The following is a 17,418-nucleotide window of genomic DNA, read 5'->3' on the forward strand; positions in this document are numbered from 1 at the left end:
ACTCAGAAAGAGAAACGCGCAATGACAATGACACCGGAGCAGGCGACCTGGTTCGCCGGCACTTTCGATCGCCTCGTCGCGAACGTGGGAATCGCCGTACTCGGCAAGTCCCACGTGGTGAGGCTCTCGATCATGGCGATGATCGCCGAGGGACACGTGCTGCTGGAGGACGCCCCGGGAACGGGCAAGACCTCACTGGCGAAGGCGATCGCGGCGACCGTGCAGGGAACGCATCAGCGCATCCAGTTCACGCCCGACCTGCTGCCCTCCGACGTGACGGGTGTCACCATCTACGACCAGAAGACGGGCGCGTTCGAGTTTCACCGCGGACCTGTCTTCGCAAGCATCGTGCTGGCCGACGAGATCAACCGCGCCAGCCCGAAGACACAGTCGGCACTTCTCGAGGTCATGGAGGAGTCGCGGGTGACCGTCGACGGCCAGGTGCACGAAGTGGGCCGCCCGTTCCTCGTGATCGCCACGCAGAACCCCATCGAGCAGGCCGGAACGTACAAGCTGCCCGAAGCTCAGCTCGACCGCTTTCTCATCAAGACATCGATCGGCTACCCGGACCTGGCCAGCGTAGAGAAGATCCTGGCCGGCTCCGCCAACCGCAACCCTTCGTCGGCGCTCAGCCCCGTGATTACGACCTCGGCCGTCGCCGACATGGCCGACCTCGCGGCGACCGTGCACGTCGACAGCGCCATTCTGCGCTACACCGCGCAGCTGGCCGAGGAGACGCGCAATGCGCCTGAGAGCCGCGTCGGCGTCTCGGTCCGTGGCGCCATGGCCCTCGTTCGCGCGGCCAAGGTATGGGCCGCGGCCCAGGGACGACACTTCGTGCTGCCCGACGACATCCGCGAGCTCGCCGGCCCCGTCTGGACGCATCGTTTTGTGCTCGACCCCGAGGCAGAGTTCCAGGGAACGACGGCCGAGAAGGTTCTCGCGCGCGTGCTCAGCGACGTGGCCGCACCGCAGGCGAGGCAACCCGCCGCATGACCGTGACCGGGGAGAAGAAGGCCTCCCCGATGGCGTCGATCGGCCCCCGGCTGGCGAGCGCATCGGGCGCGGTGCGCACGAGCGCGCCCGCACGCTGGGCCGCGGGCACCGGATGGCCACGCGCGGTCGCCGGAGCGCGTGCAGCCTGGCGCATCATCGGGCCCGTGCTCACGACGGTCTCGGGCTTCGGCTGGGCCGTTCTCGCGTTCTCTCTCGTCTTTCTGTTCGTGGGGCTCGAATTCGGTTGGCGCGAGTTTCTGGTTGTCGGCTGCGTCGGACTGGCGGCAATCCTGATCGCCATCGGCTTCGCCGTGGGCCGCTCGGCCTACGCCGTGCGCCTCGATCTGGCCAGCGAGCGCGTTGTCGTGGGAGAACGCGCAGTAGGCCGCATCACCGTGTCGAACACCTCGCAGCGCATCCTCCTGCCCGCACGCATCGAACTTCCCGTCGGCGCCTCGCTCGCCGGCTTCCCTCTCCCCCGCCTGGCACCCGGTCAGGAGCACGACGATCTCTTCGGAATCCCCACCAACCGCCGCCAGGTCATCAGCGTCGGACCGGTGCGCTCGGTGCGCGGCGACCCTCTCGGACTGATGCGCCGCGAGCTGCGCTGGACCGACGCCGTCGACCTCTTCGTGCATCCCAGAACCGTGCGCCTCGAGGGTTCGGCATCCGGTTTCATCAAAGATCTCGAGGGCCTCGCCAGCCGAGATCTGTCGAACAACGACGTGTCGTTCCACGCCCTGCGCGAGTACGTGCCGGGCGACGACCGCCGCTACATCCACTGGAAGACGACGGCACGCACGGGCACCTTGATGGTGCGCCAATTCGAGGAGACGCGTCGCTCCCACCTCGCTCTCGCCCTCTCCACCAACACGGCCGACTACGCGAGCGACGACGAGTTCGAGCTGGCCGTGTCTGCGTGCGGGTCCTTAGGCATCCAGGCGCTGATGGAAGAGCGTGACGTGACCGTCATGGTGCAGGGTGCCACCCTGCACTCCGAGACGGGCCGACGTCTGCTTGACGACCTCTCGGCGATCGAAGAGCAAGAGAAGCGCGAGACCATCGTGCACCTGTCGAAGGTGGCGGGTCAGACTGTTCCGGATGCATCGGTGGCGGTTCTGCTGTTCGGCGGCCCGGTCACCCCCACCCAGCTTCAGGCCGCCTCGGTGCACCTTCCCCTCGGCGTGCGCGTCGTGGGAGTGAGCTGCCAGCCCGGAACCGAGCCGATGAGAAGGCAGATCGGCGACATGACCCTGCTCACGATCGGCGATCTCGGCCAGCTGCCGGCTGCACTCAGACGGGTGAACAACTGATGACCGCACAGCCACCGGCCTCCACTCGCCGAGGTCGCGCCGCCCAGACGATCGGCCGACGCTCCGCCCTCGACACCGTGCTCGATTGTGCCGCCATCGCGGCGCTTCTCATGGTCTCCATCGTCGGGTTCGGCCCCGCGTTCGGCGGAACCGGTTACCTCGTCGCCGGCTTTGGCGCCCTGGCGCTGGGCCTCGCGATCGCTCTTCTCGGCGCCCGGCTGCGCGCCAACATCCTGATGCTTTCGGCCGCGACTCTGCTGGTCTACATGGTCTTCGGCGGTCCGCTCGCCGTGCCCACGACGACGCTCTTCGGTGTCGTCCCCAGCCTCGAGACGATCCGGGCGCTCGTTCTCGGCGTGGTCTTCTCGTGGAAAGACGTACTGACCCTCGAGACTCCGGTGGGCGCCTTCGCCTCGGTGCTGATTGTTCCCTACCTCGCCACGCTCGTCGCATCCGTTCTGGCCTTCAGCTTCGCGCTGCGCCTGCGCCGCGCGGCGTGGGCGCTGCTGCCGGCCGGTGTGCTCTTCGTGGTGGCCATCGCCTTCGGCACGAGGGATGCGGCCGCGCCGATCGTGCAGGGTCTCGTCTTCGCCGGCATCGCCCTCGCATGGTGGGCCTGGCGCCGCAGCCAGGACCGCGCCCGCCGCATCGCTGCGACCACACTCGACAGTTCCGCTGGGACGCAGGCTCCGGATGCGGGCCTCGCCCGCACGCGGTTCGCGCTCGGCGCCGGGCTGCTCGTCGTCGCCCTGGGAGTGGGACTCACGACCGGCGGACTTCTCGCCCCCGTCAGCGCCCGCGAGGTGCTGCGCGACGCGATCGTGCCACCCCTCGACCTTCACGACTATCCCAGCCCTCTCGTGGGCTTTCGCAAGTATGTGCGCGACGAGAAAGACGACGTGCTCTTCACCGTCAAAGGCCTTCCCGACGGCGCCCGCGTGCGGCTCGCGACGCTGGATGCCTACGACGGCGTGGTCTACAACGTGGCGGGCGACGGAACGGCCGGTTCCGGCACGTTCACGCGGGTGAGCGGCGACATTCCGAACGACGTGAAGGGCGACAAGGCGACCCTCGACGTGACCATCGGCGATCTGACCGGTGTGTGGATCCCCGACGCCGGCTACCTGGATTCGTTCCATTTCACGGGCGACCGGGCCGACGAGCTCGCAAACTCGCTGCACTACAACCGCACAACTGGAGTCGCCATCTCGACGCTGGGTCTGGCCAAGGGCGACAGCTACTCGATGGACGTCGTGATTCCGAAGGTGCTCACCGAGGAGCAGCTCGAGAGCCACGGCCTGCAGTCTCTGTCGATGCCGAAGGCGACGGGCGTTCCCGAGGAGGTGCCTTCGCTTGCGACCACCTACATCGGCGACGCCGATCGACCGCTCACTCAGGTGCGCAATCTGGCGACCTCGCTGAGCCAGGAGGGCTTCTTCAGCCACGGACTGGAGGGCGAAGCCACGTCGCGGGCCGGCCACGGAGCGGAACGCATCTCTGCACTGCTGAGCGCAGACCAGATGATCGGCGACGACGAGCAGTATGCGGTTGCCATGGCCCTGATGGCGCGCTCGGCGGGCATGCCCGCGCGCGTGGTGATGGGCTTCTATCCCGACAAGTACGCCGGGGCGAGCGCCGAGCAGCAGATCACGGGTGACCAGCTGCACGCCTGGGTCGAGGTCGCCTTCGATGACGCCGGCTGGGTCGCTTTCGATCCGACGCCCCCCAAAGACCAGGTTCCTCAAGAAGAGGCCCCGAAACCGAAGTCCGACCCCAAGGCCCAGGTTCTTCAGCCGCCGCCCCCGCCGCAGGAACCGGCCGACCTTCCGCCGGACCTCCGCACCGACGACACCGATCAAGACGATGATCAAGCGGCGAACCCGATCCTCGTGACCGTGCTGATCGCATCCGGAAGCCTGCTGGCATTGATCATCGTGCTGATGACGCCTGTTGTGGTGATCGGCGCGTTGAAGGCACGGCGCCGCAAGGCGCGCCAGACGGCAGATCGGCCGGCCGACAGGCTGAGCGGTGGATGGGACGAGATCGTCGATCGCGCTGACGACCTCGGCACCGCTGTGGGTCGGGGCGTGACACGTCGAGCCGACGCCGCGGTGATCGCCGAGGCCTGGCCCGACCTGCCCGTGGGTGCGGTCGCGGTGCGCGCGGATCACGGAGTCTTCGGTCCGGGTGAGCCCTCGCCCGAGGAGGTTGACGCCTTCTGGAGCGAGGTGAACGATATCGTCAGGGGAATGCACGATTCGCGCGGATGGTGGAAACGCCTGCGCGCGAGGGTGTCATTGCGCTCGTATATCGGCAGGCGCCTGGAGAGTCGACGCAGACGAAGGAGGGCATCGTGACGAATACCGTTCAGCAGGGCCCCGGGCAGACGATGCCGTGTGTGCGCTGCGGATCGCCCGTTCCGCGCAGCTCGCAGTTTTGCCTCGCGTGCGGAACTCCGACCTCGACCCGCAGCCAGGCCGCGGCGTTCGGAGGCCCCGAGGTGCCTGTGCAGGCCGCGTGGCAGCCCACACCGGTGAACGCGCCCATCCTGTTGAGCACGATCGTGCCCGCCAACTATGGCCGCCGCGTCGTGGCTTTTCTCATCGATGGCGCGTTCGGCGGGGTGCTCACGTCGATCATCGCGCTGCCCATTCTGTGGATCGTGGCCGCCTCGGTCGCTCCCGGCAGCACGTTCGAGCTGGCCGGACTGCCCTCGGCCTTGATCACACTCGCAAGCGGCCTCTATCCACTGGCGATGCTGGTGCTGCAGGCTTTCACCGGCTTCTCGCTCGGCAAGCGCATCATGGGCCTGCGCATCGTCAAGGTCGAGGCGTTGGTTCGGCCGGGCCTCGGCCGGATGCTGCTGCGCGGCGTGATCGTCGGAGCCTCCAACATCGTGATCGGCATCGGTCCGTTGCTCGTCTACCTGTCGCCGCTGTGGGATTCAACGAAGCGCCTGCGCGGCTGGCATGACCGCCTGTCGGGCACCTGGGTCATCGATGTAACGAAAGGCCCGAACCCGCTCGCGAAGAATGCGGGCGAGATCATCGACGACGTTCCCGCGGTTGAGAAGTCGCGGCGACCCGCGGCGGCACCGGCGGCGTCCGCCCCGCCGGCGCCCATGCCCGTGCCTCAGGCGCCGGTTGCTGCACCTCCCGCTCCCCCGGCTCCCCCGGCTCCCCCGGTTCCTGCGTTCGCCGTGCCCGCGAATCCCGACGTTCCGTCGTATCCGTTCGCGTCGGCATCCGGTGCGCCTGCGGCACCCTCTGTGCCCGTTGAGCCCGTCGCGCCCGCTGCCCCTGCCGGGCCGATCGAGGCGATTCCGAGCTTCGATCCGCTTCCCCCGTTCGGTGGCGAAGACCTCGACGGCACCAAGCTCAGCAATTCCGTGCCCAAGCAGGCTCTGCCGACCGGAACCGTGACTCTGCTGTTCGACACGGGCGAGAGCTATGTGATCGCGGGTCATGGAGTTCTCGGGCGTGACCCTGTATCGCCCTACGGTGCACCCGGCGACCAGCTGGTTCAGGTTGCCGGCGACACCCGTTCGATCTCGAAGACCCACCTCGAATTCGAGGTTCAGGCCGGCAGCATCTGGGTGACTGACAGGCGCTCGACCAACGGCTCAGCCATCGTTCGGGCCGATGGCGTGGAGTCGCCGATCACGCCGGGGCAGCGCATGACTCTGCGCAGCGGCGACCGGGTGCGCATCGGAACGCGTGTCTTCACTCTCACGGTGGCGCCGTGAGTCCGCCGCCCGCGATCGGCGTCTCCACCGTTGTGCTTCGTTCGGGCGCGGCGACGCACCGCGGTCTCAAGCGGGCCACCAATGAGGATGCCTACCTGGCCTCGTCGCCGGTCTTTCTGGTGGCAGACGGCATGGGCGGGCACGAGGCGGGCGAGCGGGCCAGCGCGATCGTCGTCGAGTCCTTCGACGGGCTGACAGGGCGACCGACGGTCGACCCCACCGATGTTCGTGCAGCCTTCGACCGCGCATACCGCTCGATCGCCGAGCTGAGCACGAGTGGTCGTCGTCGCGCCGGAACAACGGTGTCGGGAGTGGCGATCGTCGACAGCGAGGGAACGGCGGTGTGGCTGATCTTCAACCTCGGCGACTCGCGAACGTACAGACTCAACTCGGGCGTGCTCGAGCAGATCAGCATCGACCACTCCGTCGTTCAAGAGCTGCTCGACGGTGGAGGCATCGATGAGGCCGAGGCTCTGGTGCATCCCGCTCGCAACGTGATCACCCGCGCTCTCGGGGCCGGTGGTGACTACCGCCCTGACTTCTGGCTCGTTCCCGTAGAACCCGGCGATCGTATGTTCATGTGCTCCGACGGAATCTCGGGTGAAATCGACACGGAGTCGATCGCCCGAATACTCTCGAGTGAAAAAGATCCTCAGGTGGCGGCCGACAGGCTGGTGCGTGAGGGCATGGCCCGGGGAGGCCACGACAACCTCACGGCGGTCGTGGTCGACGCGTCGCTTGCCCCGACAGCATCTGAACCGGCCCTGCCTGACGACACGATCCCCCGCGGATCCGCCCCGACCGAAGGAGCCGTGCGATGACCCGACTCAACTACCAGCCCGGGCAGTGGCGTGGAGTCGTCGCGCCCGGAGCCGTAGCCCTGTTCCCCACGACCCTCGATGGTGAGCTGCTCGACCGCATCTGGCGAACCCTCGACGACGGCCACGGCCTCAGCGGTGTCCTCGAGGCGCTCACGGCCGAATTCGGCACGAATCTCAAGGCGATCCCGCCGTTCGCGGTCGCTGTGGCGTCGGGCCCCGAATTGCGCGTCGCCGTGCGCGGGGCGTTCCGTATCGAGGTGTCGGAGCCTGGCGCATCCGACCCTGTGACCGTGGCGGGCGACGAGGTAACCACCTGGAATGAGCGCGTCGTCGCTCGCGCCGAGGGGTTCGTCGTAAGCAGCGATGGCGCCGACTCGTCGGACTGGTTCGCCATTCGCAGCGGAATCGTGCTGTGTCGCGCGGTCTCGTTCCGCATGGACGATCGGGTGGGGTCGCCCGCGCCGGTCGTGGCTGTGGATGCGGCGCCGGTGCCTCAGCTGCCCGCCGAGACGATCGTTCCGGATGCGGCTCCCGCCGTTGAGCCTGAGCCCGAGCCCGAGCCCGAGCCCGTCGCCGACGATCCCGACGATCCCGACGACACCGTCGATGACGTCGAGCCGATCGAGGCGGAGGACTTCGGCCCCACCGTCACCGAGCTTCCTGACGACGCATACGATCACCTCTGGGGTGCGACGGTTGTGAAGTCGGTCGAGGAAGCTGCGGTTCGACTCGATGACGACGAGTCCTCCGAGGAGGAGAGCGCGTCGGCAGCCCCTATCTCGGCGGTTCCCGCTTCGCCTCCCACCCCTCCTGCCGCCCCGTCGTTCACTCCCCCGGTATCGCCAAAACCTTCCTCCAAGGAATGGACGGCACCGCCGCCTACCGGCCTTATCGACCGGGTACCGGGATTCGCCGGCGTCGGAGCGGCTGCCACCAACTGGAATGAACAATCCACTCCTTCCGCTCCATCGGCTCAGGCGGCGAGCGAGAGCGATCACGACGGCCTCACCGTGACGGTCTCCGAGCTTGAGGCGATGCGTCGCCTCGAGTCAGCCGACGAGTCTGCAACGGCGGGCGGGCCCGGTCGCATCGTGCTCGCCACCGGAGAGGTGATCTCGCTCGACCGCCCCGTGATCGTGGGCCGCCGCCCGCGCGCCCAGCGAGTGCAGGGCGACGTGCTGCCCCACCTCGTCACCGTTCCGAGCCCCGAGCAAGACGTGTCACGCAGCCATCTGGAGGTGCGCGTCGAGGGTCGCCATGTTCTCGTGGTCGACCTCGACACCACCAACGGCTCGGTGCTCCACCGAGCTGGAACCCCGCCCCTGCGCCTGTCTCCGGGCGAGGCCGTGCTTGTTCTGAATGGCGACATCGTCGACATCGGCGACGGCGTCACCCTGCTCTTCGAGGATCTGCCGTGAACGCGCGCCGGCCTCCTTCGCCGCCACCCGAGATTGCCGGGTTCACACACGAGCAGCTGCTCGGCTCCGGAGGCTTCGCCGACGTCTTCCTCTACGAGCAGCGGATGCCGCGGCGCCGCGTGGCCATCAAGGTTCTGCTGAGCGAAGCCCTCACCGCGGGTGCGCGCGAGAACTTCGATGCTGAGGCGAATCTCATGGCGCAGCTCTCGACGCACCCCTCGATCGTCACCATCTACCAGGCGGACATCGCCGCAGACGGCCGCCCCTATCTGGTCATGGAGTACTGCTCCAGGCCGAATCTGGCCGCGCGCTATCGCCGCGAGAAGATCAGCGTGGCCGAAGCGCTGCGCATCGGCATCCAGGTGGCCGGCGCTGTGGAAACAGCCCACCGCGCCGGAATTCTGCACCGCGACATCAAGCCGGCCAATATTCTCACCACGGAATACAACCGACCCGCCCTCACCGACTTCGGAATCTCGGTGACGATGGTCGGCGGTGGCGACGACGAGGCGGTGGGCATGTCGATCCCCTGGTCGCCTCCGGAGGTCTTCGGGCAGAACTCCTCGAGTGGCCCCGGTGGCGACATCTACGCACTCGGTGCCACGGTGTACACGCTTCTCGCCGGGCGGAGCCCCTTCGAGGTTGTGGGCGGAAGCAACAGCGGCCTCGACCTGATCACGCGCATCCAGCAGTCGCCCCTGTCTCGCACGGGTCGGGCCGACGTTCCCGATTCGCTCGAGCAGATCCTCGCCACCTCCATGGCCAAGCGCGAAGAAGACCGCTTCGGCTCAGCGCTCGAGTTCGCCCGGGCGCTGCAGAAAGTGCAGCTCGAGCTCAGCCTCTCGGTCACACCCGCTGACGTTCTCGACGACTCTCTTCCGTCGGCCGCCGAAGAAGAGGAAGACGACGGCAACACGCGCATCCGGGGCATCGTCACGATCGACCCCACCGCGCCGGTCGCGGGAACGGCGAACCGTCGGCCCGTGCCATCCGCGACGCCCGCATCGACGCTGCCGCCCGTGCCGCCCGTGGGCATCCCACCCGTGACGTTCAACCAGCCGAATCGCGCGCCGGTTCCGGATGCCGTGGAGGCGACCCAACGCCGGGGCCAGATTCCCGCCGCACCATATGTACCGGCCTCCGCCCCCGCGGCCTTCGGCCTGACGGCGCCGCCGATCGAACAGACGCAGCATCGCACTCCTCAGCCGACGCAGCACACCGAGGCGTCGCAGAGCAGCCGTTCGAAGAAAGTGCCCATTCTTGTCGGCGCGATCTCGTTGGTCGTGCTGCTCGCCGTGGGCGGCACGATCTTCGCGATCAACGCTGCAGGCGGAAGCCCGGCCGCGGTCAAGACCGAAGACCCTGTCGACCCGATCGACGTGATTCCCGGCGGCACGGTGGCCCCACCTGTCGACGTCGTGGGAGCCCCCGGCGAGGGTGGCATCGTCTTCACCTGGTCGAACCCGGAGCCCGAGGCGGGCGACGTCTACCAGTGGGGACTGCTCGTTCCCGGAACCGAGCCCACCCTCGCGTCGACCACCGATGCGACGGTGACGGTCGTTCCGACCGAGGGACAGAAGACCTGTATCGAAGTGAGTGTGCGTCGCAAAGACGGGCGCGCCTCTGAACCAACGACGGGATGCGCACCCTGATGACCGACGTCAGTAGAACGGAATCGAGCACCAGCGAGACCACCACGACCGATGCCAGTGTCGAGTACTGCGGCGAATGGTTCACGCTCGACAAGAGCAAGCCCTTCGACATCGGTCGCGACGCCGACCTCGATATCGACGACAACCAGTATCTGCACCGCCGCTTTCTGCAGATCGCGTACATCGACGGGCTCTGGTGGCTTATCAACGTCGGCTCGCGGCTGTCAGCGTCGATCTCGGATGCGACGGGTTCGATGCAGGCCTGGCTCGCGCCGGGCGCGCGGTTGCCCGTGGTCTTCGGTCTGACCTCGGTGGTGTTCACCGCCGGCCCGACGACCTACGAGTTCGTGGTGCACACCTCGACGCCCGCGTTCGTCGATTCGAAGCCCGTGTCGTCGAGCGACGGAACGACGACGGTCGGAGCGGTCACCTTCACTCGCTCGCAGTGGCTGCTGATCCTCGCTCTCTCCGAACCGATGCTCAAGCGCGAGGGAACTGGCACCAGCGAGATCCCGTCGTCGGCCGCGGCGGCCGAGCGACTCGGCTGGGTGCTCAGTCGCTTCAATCGCAAGCTCGACAACGTCTGCGACAAGCTGAGTCGTCAGGGCGTCGATGGCCTGCGCGGAGGCGTGGGCGCGCTCGCCACCAATCGTCGCGCTCGGCTGGTCGAGTACGCCGTGCTCTCGCGCCTGGTGACCCCGGCAGATCTTCCCGCGCTCGACGACGACACGGCCGACACTCCCCAGGCTCCTGCCGCGACACCATCGAAGGATGCGCGCTAGTCCATGCACATCAAACTCACGCTGTCCCGCGGCGGCGGAACCGCCACGAACGTCGCCGTCACGGCGGATGCGACCACGTCGGTCTCGAACGTGGCCGAGGCCCTCTACACGGCCGATCCCAACAACGACGTCCAGGTCGCACCGCCCCGGCTGACGCTGCAGGTCACCGAGACCTCAGGTCAGACCCGGGTGCTCGACCCGCAGTCGAACCTCCTCGATTCGGGAGTGCGCTCGGGCTCGACCATCGAGATCCGCCAGCACAGCGACGACTTCAATACGCCGGGTTCTGATCGGGGCGCGGCCGCCGCGACGCTGCGAGTGCTTTCGGGCCCGGATGCCGGTGCCGAGTTCGCGCTGCCCTTCGGCACCAGCTACATCGGTCGTGAGCGCGAGGTGGATGTGCGACTCACCGACTCGCTCATCTCCAAACGGCACGCCCGCATCAACGTGGGCGAGACGGTCGAGATCACCGACATGAACTCGGCGAATGGTCTGCTCATGGGCGGCGAGCAGGTCGCGCGCACGACCCTCAGCTCGGCCGACGTGGTGGTGCTGGGAGACACGGCGATCTGCGTTGTTCCCCTGCAGCGCCTCGGCGGCGCGGCTCCCTCTACCCCGGTGATCGAGTTCAATCGCTCTCCACGGGTGGTGGCCCGGTACCCCGGTGACAAGTACCCGGCCCCCGAGCCTCCGGGCCGCCCGCAGCCGCAGCGCTTTCCGATCGTCGCCCTGATCGCGCCGCTCATCATGGGTGTCGTTCTCTACGCGTTCACCCGCAACATCCTGAGCGTCGTCTTCATCGCCCTGAGTCCGCTGCTGATGATCGGTACGTACATCGATCACAAGCTCACGTCGCGGCGTCAGATGAAGGATGCGATCAAGCAGTTCACCCTGTCGCTCACGGCTTTCGTCGACAAGCTGCACGAGCGCCAGCGGCTGCAGCGCGCGGTTCGTCTGGGAGAGGCGCCCTCGGTGGGCGACAGCCTCGAGTCGGCCCATCGGCTCGGCCACCTGCTCTGGACTCATCGACCCGAGCATGGAGCCTTCCTCGCCGTGCGCCTCGGCCTCGGAACGGCGCACAGCAGAGACAGCGTGACTCTGCCCCAGGCCAACGACACTCTGCCCGAGTACTGGGGGCAGCTCGAAGAGGTGGCCGAGAAGTTCTCGCTCATCGACAACGTGCCGATCGTGGCCGATCTGCGCGAGTCGGGCGCCCTCGGTGTCGCCGGCAGCCTCGAGCTGCGCCGGGGAGTCACCCGCGGCGTCGTCGCACAGCTCACCGCGCTGCACTCCCCCGCCGAGCTCGTGGTCACTGCCCTCGTCTCGCCCGCGTCGCGCGAGAGTTGGGAATGGCTCGAATGGATGCCGCACACCGGTTCACCGCACAGCCCGCTTGCGGGCGATCACCTCGCCGACAACCCCGGCTCCGGCCTCGCCCTGCTGTCGCGACTCGAAGAGCTGGTCGCCCAGCGCACGACGGGAGCCCCGAGCGCTCGCGGCGCGCTCGAGAGCCCCGATCTGCGGCCGAAGAAAGACGATGAGTCGGACGTTCCGCTGCCCATCACGCCGGCCGTCATCGTGATCGTCGAAGACGACGTGCCCGTCGATCGAGGCCGGCTCAACCGCCTCGCCGAGCGGGGGGCCGACGCCAACGTGCACATCGTGTGGTCCGCGCCATCCATCGCCCACCTGCCGGCCGCCTGCCGCAGCTTCGTGAGCGTCGATTCGGATGTCGCCGGCGGCACCGTCGGCCAGGTTCGGCTGGGCGAGCACACCTACCCGGTGGTGTGCGAGACCGTGGAGCTCGAGGCGGCGCACCGCTACGCGCGGCATCTCGCCCCCGTCGTCGACGTGGGCTCGCCGATCGACGACGAGTCCGACCTGCCCCGCTCGGTGTCGTACCTGTCGCTGGTGGGTCCCGAGCTCGCGGAGCAGCCCGACGCCGTGGTCGAGCGCTGGCGTGAGAGCAACTCGATCGCCCTGCGCGACGGATCGCCGCCGGTGCGCCGCAAGAAGGAGGGCTCCCTTCGGGCCCTCGTGGGCCACAGCGGAACCGAGCCGTTCTATCTCGACATCCGCAACCAGGGCCCGCACGCCCTCGTCGGCGGAACGACCGGAGCCGGAAAGAGCGAGTTCCTGCAGTCGTGGGTGCTGGGCATGGCCGCGGCGCACTCCCCCGACCGCGCGACTTTTCTGTTCATCGACTACAAGGGCGGCGCGGCCTTCGCCGACTGCGTGGCGCTGCCGCACACCGTGGGCCTGGTCACCGACCTGTCGCCGCACCTCGTGCGCCGCGCGCTCACCTCGCTGCGCGCAGAGCTGCGCTACCGCGAGCACCTGCTCAACCGCAAGAAGGCGAAAGACCTGGTCTCGCTCGAGAAGACGGGCGACCCCGAGACGCCGCCCAGCCTGCTGATCGTGGTCGACGAGTTCGCCGCTCTCGTGCAGGAGGTGCCCGAGTTCGTCGACGGCGTCGTCGACGTGGCCCAGCGCGGTCGCTCGCTGGGGCTGCACCTGATTCTCGCCACGCAGCGCCCCGCCGGTGTCATCAAAGACAACCTGCGCGCCAACACCAATCTCCGCATCGCGCTGCGTATGGCCGACGCAGAGGACTCGTCCGACATTCTCGGAACCCCCATGGCCGCGTACTTCGACCAGTCGATCCCCGGTCGCGGGGCTGCGAAGACCGGCCCTGGCCGGCTCGCGTCGTTCCAGACCGGGTACGCCGGAGGGTGGACCACGAACGAGCCGCCCCGCCCGCGCATCGACATCACCGAGATGAACTTCGGTGCCGGCGCCGAGTGGGAGGTGCCGGAGGTCGAGGTCGTTGAGGCAGTCGACCCCGGGCCGAACGACATCGCCAGGCTCGTCGCATCCATTCGCACGGCGGCCCGCAGGGCCGACATCCCCGACCCGCGCAAGCCGTGGCTCGATGAGCTCGCCGCCGTCTACGACTTCTCGCTGCTTCCGAACCCGCGCACCGATGAGCGACTGCTGCTCGGCGTGATCGACGAGCCCGAGAACCAGATCCAGCCGACCGTGTTCTACGAGCCCGACCGCGACGGCAACATGGCCGTGTACGGAACGGGTGGATCGGGCAAGAGCGCGACCCTGCGCACGATCGCGGTCGCCGCGGCCGTGACGCCGCGAGGTGGCCCCGTGCACGTCTACGGGCTCGACTTCGGATCGAGCGGCCTCAGCATGCTCGAGGAGCTGCCCCACGTGGGCGCGATCATCGACGGTGACGACGAGGAGCGCGTGATCCGCCTGCTGAGGATGCTGCGCGACACGGTCGACGACCGCTCGGCCCGGTATTCCGCGGTTCGAGCCGGAAGCATCGGCGAGTACCGGCGCATCGCCGGGGCGCCCGAGGAGCCGCGCATCATCGTGTTGGTCGACGGAATCGGAGCGTTCCGCGAGCAGTACGAGTTCGGCGGGCACTCCGCGTGGTTCACGACGTTCGCGCAGATCGCCAGCGACGGACGCCAGGTGGGCGTGCACATCGTGATATCGGGCGACCGCCCCAACTCGGTGCCCGCGTCGCTTGGATCGACGGTGCAACGCCGGCTGGTGCTGCGCATGGCCAGCGAAGACGATTATCAGTTGGTCGGCGTTCCCAAAGACACCCTCACGGCGATCTCGCCTCCCGGTCGCGGCTTGATGGGCGGAAACGAGATCCAGATCGCCGTGCTCGGCGCCGACCCCAACGTGGCCATCCAGTCGCGCGAGGTGGCCAAGCTGGCCGAGGCCATGCGCCGCCAGGGCATTCCCGAGGCGCCGCCCATCCAGAAGCTGTCGGACTCGATCGGCCTGTCGACCCTGCCCGCCACCGCGGGCGGCCTGCCGGTGATCGCCGTTCGCGACGACAACCTGGCCCCGCTCGGCATCGCGCCGCGCGGAGCGTTCATGGTGTCGGGCTCCGGCCAGAGCGGCCGTTCCACGGCGCTCGCGACGATGGCCGCCGCGCTGCGTCGGGCGCAGCCCGGCATCCGGCTCGTGCACATCTCGCCGCGCAAGACGTCGCTCACGCCCCTGCCGTTCTGGTCGATGTCGATCTCCGACCCGACCCAGATCACGGCGTTCGCCGACGACCTGCAGGGCCAGCTCGATGCCGGAACCCTGCGGCCCGACTCGCTCGCGATCTTCGTGGAGAACATCGGAGACCTCACGGGAACCATGGCGGAGAACGACATCGACCGTCTGATCAAGCGGGCGCTGCGCGACGACGTGTTCGTGGTGGGCGAGAGCGAGACGGCCACCTGGTCGGCCGCGTGGACTCTGGCCGGCTCCTTCAAGGGCGCCAAGCGGGGCCTGCTGCTCGTTCCGGGCGAACTGGATGGCGACACCCTGCTCGGCACCTCGCTCGGCCGCTTCCGTCGCGCAGACCTGCCGCCGGGGCGCGGATTCCTGGTGCAACAGGGCCGCATCACCAAGGTGCAGGTGGCGCTCCCCGACGCGTGACGATCAGCCTGAAGTGGGCATGGGGAGTTCTCCCCATCGACTCCCCTATGGGGGGCGCTCTAGTCTGAACACGTGAGATCGACTCACAGGATGTAGCGAAACCGGAACCGCCGGGTCGCCAGGAAAATAAGGAGAAAACAATGGCCGTATGGGGTCTTGACGTTGACCAGGTTCGCAGCCTCGGAAAGCAGCTCAACCAGCAGTCGCAGCAGGTCCAGACGATCCTGACGACGCTCACCAGCGCTCTGCAGAGCGTTCAGTGGACCGGTCCTGACGCGGAGAACTTCCGCAGCGAGTGGAGCGGCACCCACACCGCCGCCCTCAAGCAGGTCATCGCCGCACTCGAGGACGCCTCGCAGAAGGCAGCGAAGAACGCTGCCGACCAGGAGAGCACCTCGAACGCGTAGCACTCCCATCCGGATACTCCGGAAACGGGCGGGCGTCGATCATTCGACGCCCGCCCGTGGTGTTTCTCCCCTCATGAAAGGCCCACGGCTCGATGTCGCGCACGCTCACCTTCCCCAGCTCGGATGCCCCGGCTCTTCCGATCGTGTCTCTCGACGTGCCCGACGACTGGCACGTGCTGTCGACCACGGCAGCAGTTCTCGCCACGGCCAAGGAAGTCGAGCAGGGCGAGTTCCGCCCCAACGTCGTCGTGGCGATCTCGCGCTTCGGGTCGGGATACACCCTCGATACGGCCATCCAGTCTGTGATCGACAAGGTCGCTTCGATAGACGGGGTCGTCGAGTTAGGCCGCGATCGTCCTGAGGTACTCGGCCGTGCCGGGTTCCGTATCGAGTTCAGCTATCCCGACGCGCGGCTGGGCACGCTCATCCAGGCCGTGCGTCTCGCCCTCGTCTCGAATGGGCCCGCCCTCGACCTGGTGCAGGTGACCGCCACGGCGACGGCTGCGCAGGCGATGGAGATCTGGCCCGAAATCCGTGCGATCCAGGCGAGCGCTACGCTCTCCTGAACCCCCACCACTGTGGTCTCACGCCGGGGTCGGCCGCTGGTCACTCCGGTGTCATACCCGAGTCACGGATGCGTCGTCGCACCGTCACGGCAGGGTCACGGTTTGGTCATGGGCCTCAGGCGAGACTTCTCGTAATAAGGGGAGTCACCATGACCACACACGCGCGCGCTCAGTCGCGACACTTTCTCGGCCTCGGGGCCGCACGCCGCCGATTGTTCATCGCAGCGGCCCTGCTGGCCGTTGCAGCGGTCGCCTGCTTGCCTCTTCTGGGAGCGAGCAGCGCATCAGCCGCGCCGCTGCCGATCTCGCAGTGCAACGGAACAGACAACGACACGAACCAGGCAGTCGAGTGCCGCGTGGTCGTCACCAACACCGTGAACGTCGCCACGGGCGTGAAGAGCAGCTCGACCGTCGTCACCGTGTGCCACGGCGTTGCCGGTGCACCTCCTACGTGCCTGACGCCTCAGACCTTCAACACGAACGATCTGGTTTCGTCCGTCACCCAGTGCAACGGCTCCGGCAATGGCACAGGCGGCACGGTTACCTGCCGGGTGGATGTCATCAACAACATCGTCGGAGCGGCCACGCCGCAATCCATTACGGTCAACCAGTGCCAGGGCTCGGCGGGCGGCGGCGGAACCTTCCTCGACTGCTCCTCTTTGGAGAGCACTGACCCATCGACCGCGACGGTCGTGCAGTGCAACGGTTCGGGAGTAGGCGGTGGCGGCGGCGTGACCTGCACGGTCGACGGAAATTCGACAGCATCGATCATCCCCACCAGGGTCAACCAGTGTGTCGGTTCTGGCACGGCCGGTGGGGCCTTCGTGACCTGCGAGGTGACGTTCACCACGAACATCGTTGCCGATGGTGAGGGAACTGATGGCGGCACCGGAGGGACGGATGGTGGAACCGGCGGAACCGGTGGAACTGACGGCACCGGTGGAACTGACGGCACCGGTGGCGGCACTGGTGGCGGAGACTCCGGAACGCCAGGCGGCCCTGGGACCCCCGGGAATCCGTCGGGAAGCGGGCCCGGATCCGGCGGCACACTCGCCAACACCGGAATGCCCGTCGAGAACATGCTGCTCGGTGGGGCATCGGTTCTGCTCCTCGGGCTCGGACTGGCAGCACTCGCGCGTCGCCGGCACACAGTGAAGCGCTGAACGCCCAGGGTTCGCCCCTGGCTCCACACTCCCTCATATGGGAATATGTGTTTCTAGGAGCGAACCCATCACATGTTGCCTCAGCACAACCCGA

Annotated in this window: 12 protein-coding genes; all 12 read left to right on the plus strand. The window is 67.9% G+C overall.

Features of this window, described 5'->3' with window-relative positions; all coding sequences use genetic code 11:
• The first annotated feature begins 21 nt into the window (after window positions 1–21).
• A complete protein-coding gene (locus tag TZ00_RS09070) occupies window positions 22–996 on the plus strand; it encodes an AAA family ATPase (RefSeq protein WP_044440997.1) in 975 nt (324 codons plus the stop codon).
• Window positions 993–2,309 carry a DUF58 domain-containing protein gene (locus tag TZ00_RS09075; RefSeq protein WP_052521426.1) on the plus strand — a complete coding sequence of 439 codons (1,317 nt, stop codon included), beginning with the start codon at window positions 993–995 and terminating at the stop codon, window positions 2,307–2,309. Before TZ00_RS09070 ends, TZ00_RS09075 begins: the two co-directional genes overlap by 4 nt.
• The gene (locus tag TZ00_RS09080) at window positions 2,309–4,666 is read left to right on the plus strand and encodes a transglutaminase TgpA family protein (RefSeq protein WP_044440999.1); all 2,358 of its coding nucleotides are present in this window, start codon (window positions 2,309–2,311) and stop codon (window positions 4,664–4,666) included. The genes TZ00_RS09075 and TZ00_RS09080 overlap by 1 nt, the downstream gene beginning before the upstream one ends.
• Window positions 4,663–6,054: an RDD family protein gene (locus TZ00_RS09085; protein ID WP_161793754.1), complete on the plus strand. Its 1,392-nt coding sequence runs from the start codon at window positions 4,663–4,665 to the stop codon at window positions 6,052–6,054. Before TZ00_RS09080 ends, TZ00_RS09085 begins: the two co-directional genes overlap by 4 nt.
• A complete protein-coding gene (locus TZ00_RS09090) occupies window positions 6,051–6,875 on the plus strand; it encodes a PP2C family protein-serine/threonine phosphatase (RefSeq protein WP_052521427.1) in 825 nt (274 codons plus the stop codon). Before TZ00_RS09085 ends, TZ00_RS09090 begins: the two co-directional genes overlap by 4 nt.
• A complete protein-coding gene (locus tag TZ00_RS09095) occupies window positions 6,872–8,293 on the plus strand; it encodes an FHA domain-containing protein (RefSeq protein WP_044441003.1) in 1,422 nt (473 codons plus the stop codon). The genes TZ00_RS09090 and TZ00_RS09095 overlap by 4 nt, the downstream gene beginning before the upstream one ends.
• The gene (locus TZ00_RS09100; protein ID WP_044441005.1) at window positions 8,290–9,945 is read left to right on the plus strand and encodes a serine/threonine-protein kinase; all 1,656 of its coding nucleotides are present in this window, start codon (window positions 8,290–8,292) and stop codon (window positions 9,943–9,945) included. Before TZ00_RS09095 ends, TZ00_RS09100 begins: the two co-directional genes overlap by 4 nt.
• The gene (locus TZ00_RS09105) at window positions 9,945–10,727 is read left to right on the plus strand and encodes an FHA domain-containing protein (RefSeq protein WP_044441439.1); all 783 of its coding nucleotides are present in this window, start codon (window positions 9,945–9,947) and stop codon (window positions 10,725–10,727) included. Before TZ00_RS09100 ends, TZ00_RS09105 begins: the two co-directional genes overlap by 1 nt.
• Before the next feature lie 3 nt (window positions 10,728–10,730).
• Window positions 10,731–15,188 carry an FtsK/SpoIIIE domain-containing protein gene (locus tag TZ00_RS09110; protein WP_044441007.1) on the plus strand — a complete coding sequence of 1,486 codons (4,458 nt, stop codon included), beginning with the start codon at window positions 10,731–10,733 and terminating at the stop codon, window positions 15,186–15,188.
• A gap of 140 nt (window positions 15,189–15,328) precedes the next feature.
• Window positions 15,329–15,595, plus strand: a complete 267-nt coding sequence (locus TZ00_RS09115; RefSeq protein WP_044441009.1) for a WXG100 family type VII secretion target — start codon at window positions 15,329–15,331, stop codon at window positions 15,593–15,595.
• Between the two features lie 92 nt (window positions 15,596–15,687).
• Window positions 15,688–16,161 carry an LpqN/LpqT family lipoprotein gene (locus TZ00_RS09120; RefSeq protein ID WP_044441011.1) on the plus strand — a complete coding sequence of 158 codons (474 nt, stop codon included), beginning with the start codon at window positions 15,688–15,690 and terminating at the stop codon, window positions 16,159–16,161.
• A gap of 149 nt (window positions 16,162–16,310) precedes the next feature.
• The gene (locus tag TZ00_RS20065) at window positions 16,311–17,324 is read left to right on the plus strand and encodes a hypothetical protein (protein ID WP_052521428.1); all 1,014 of its coding nucleotides are present in this window, start codon (window positions 16,311–16,313) and stop codon (window positions 17,322–17,324) included.
• Window positions 17,325–17,418: the final 94 nt, after the last annotated feature.

The sequence above is a fragment of the Agreia bicolorata genome (assembly GCF_000938265.1).
Classification (GTDB): Bacteria; Actinomycetota; Actinomycetes; order Actinomycetales; family Microbacteriaceae; genus Agreia; species Agreia bicolorata.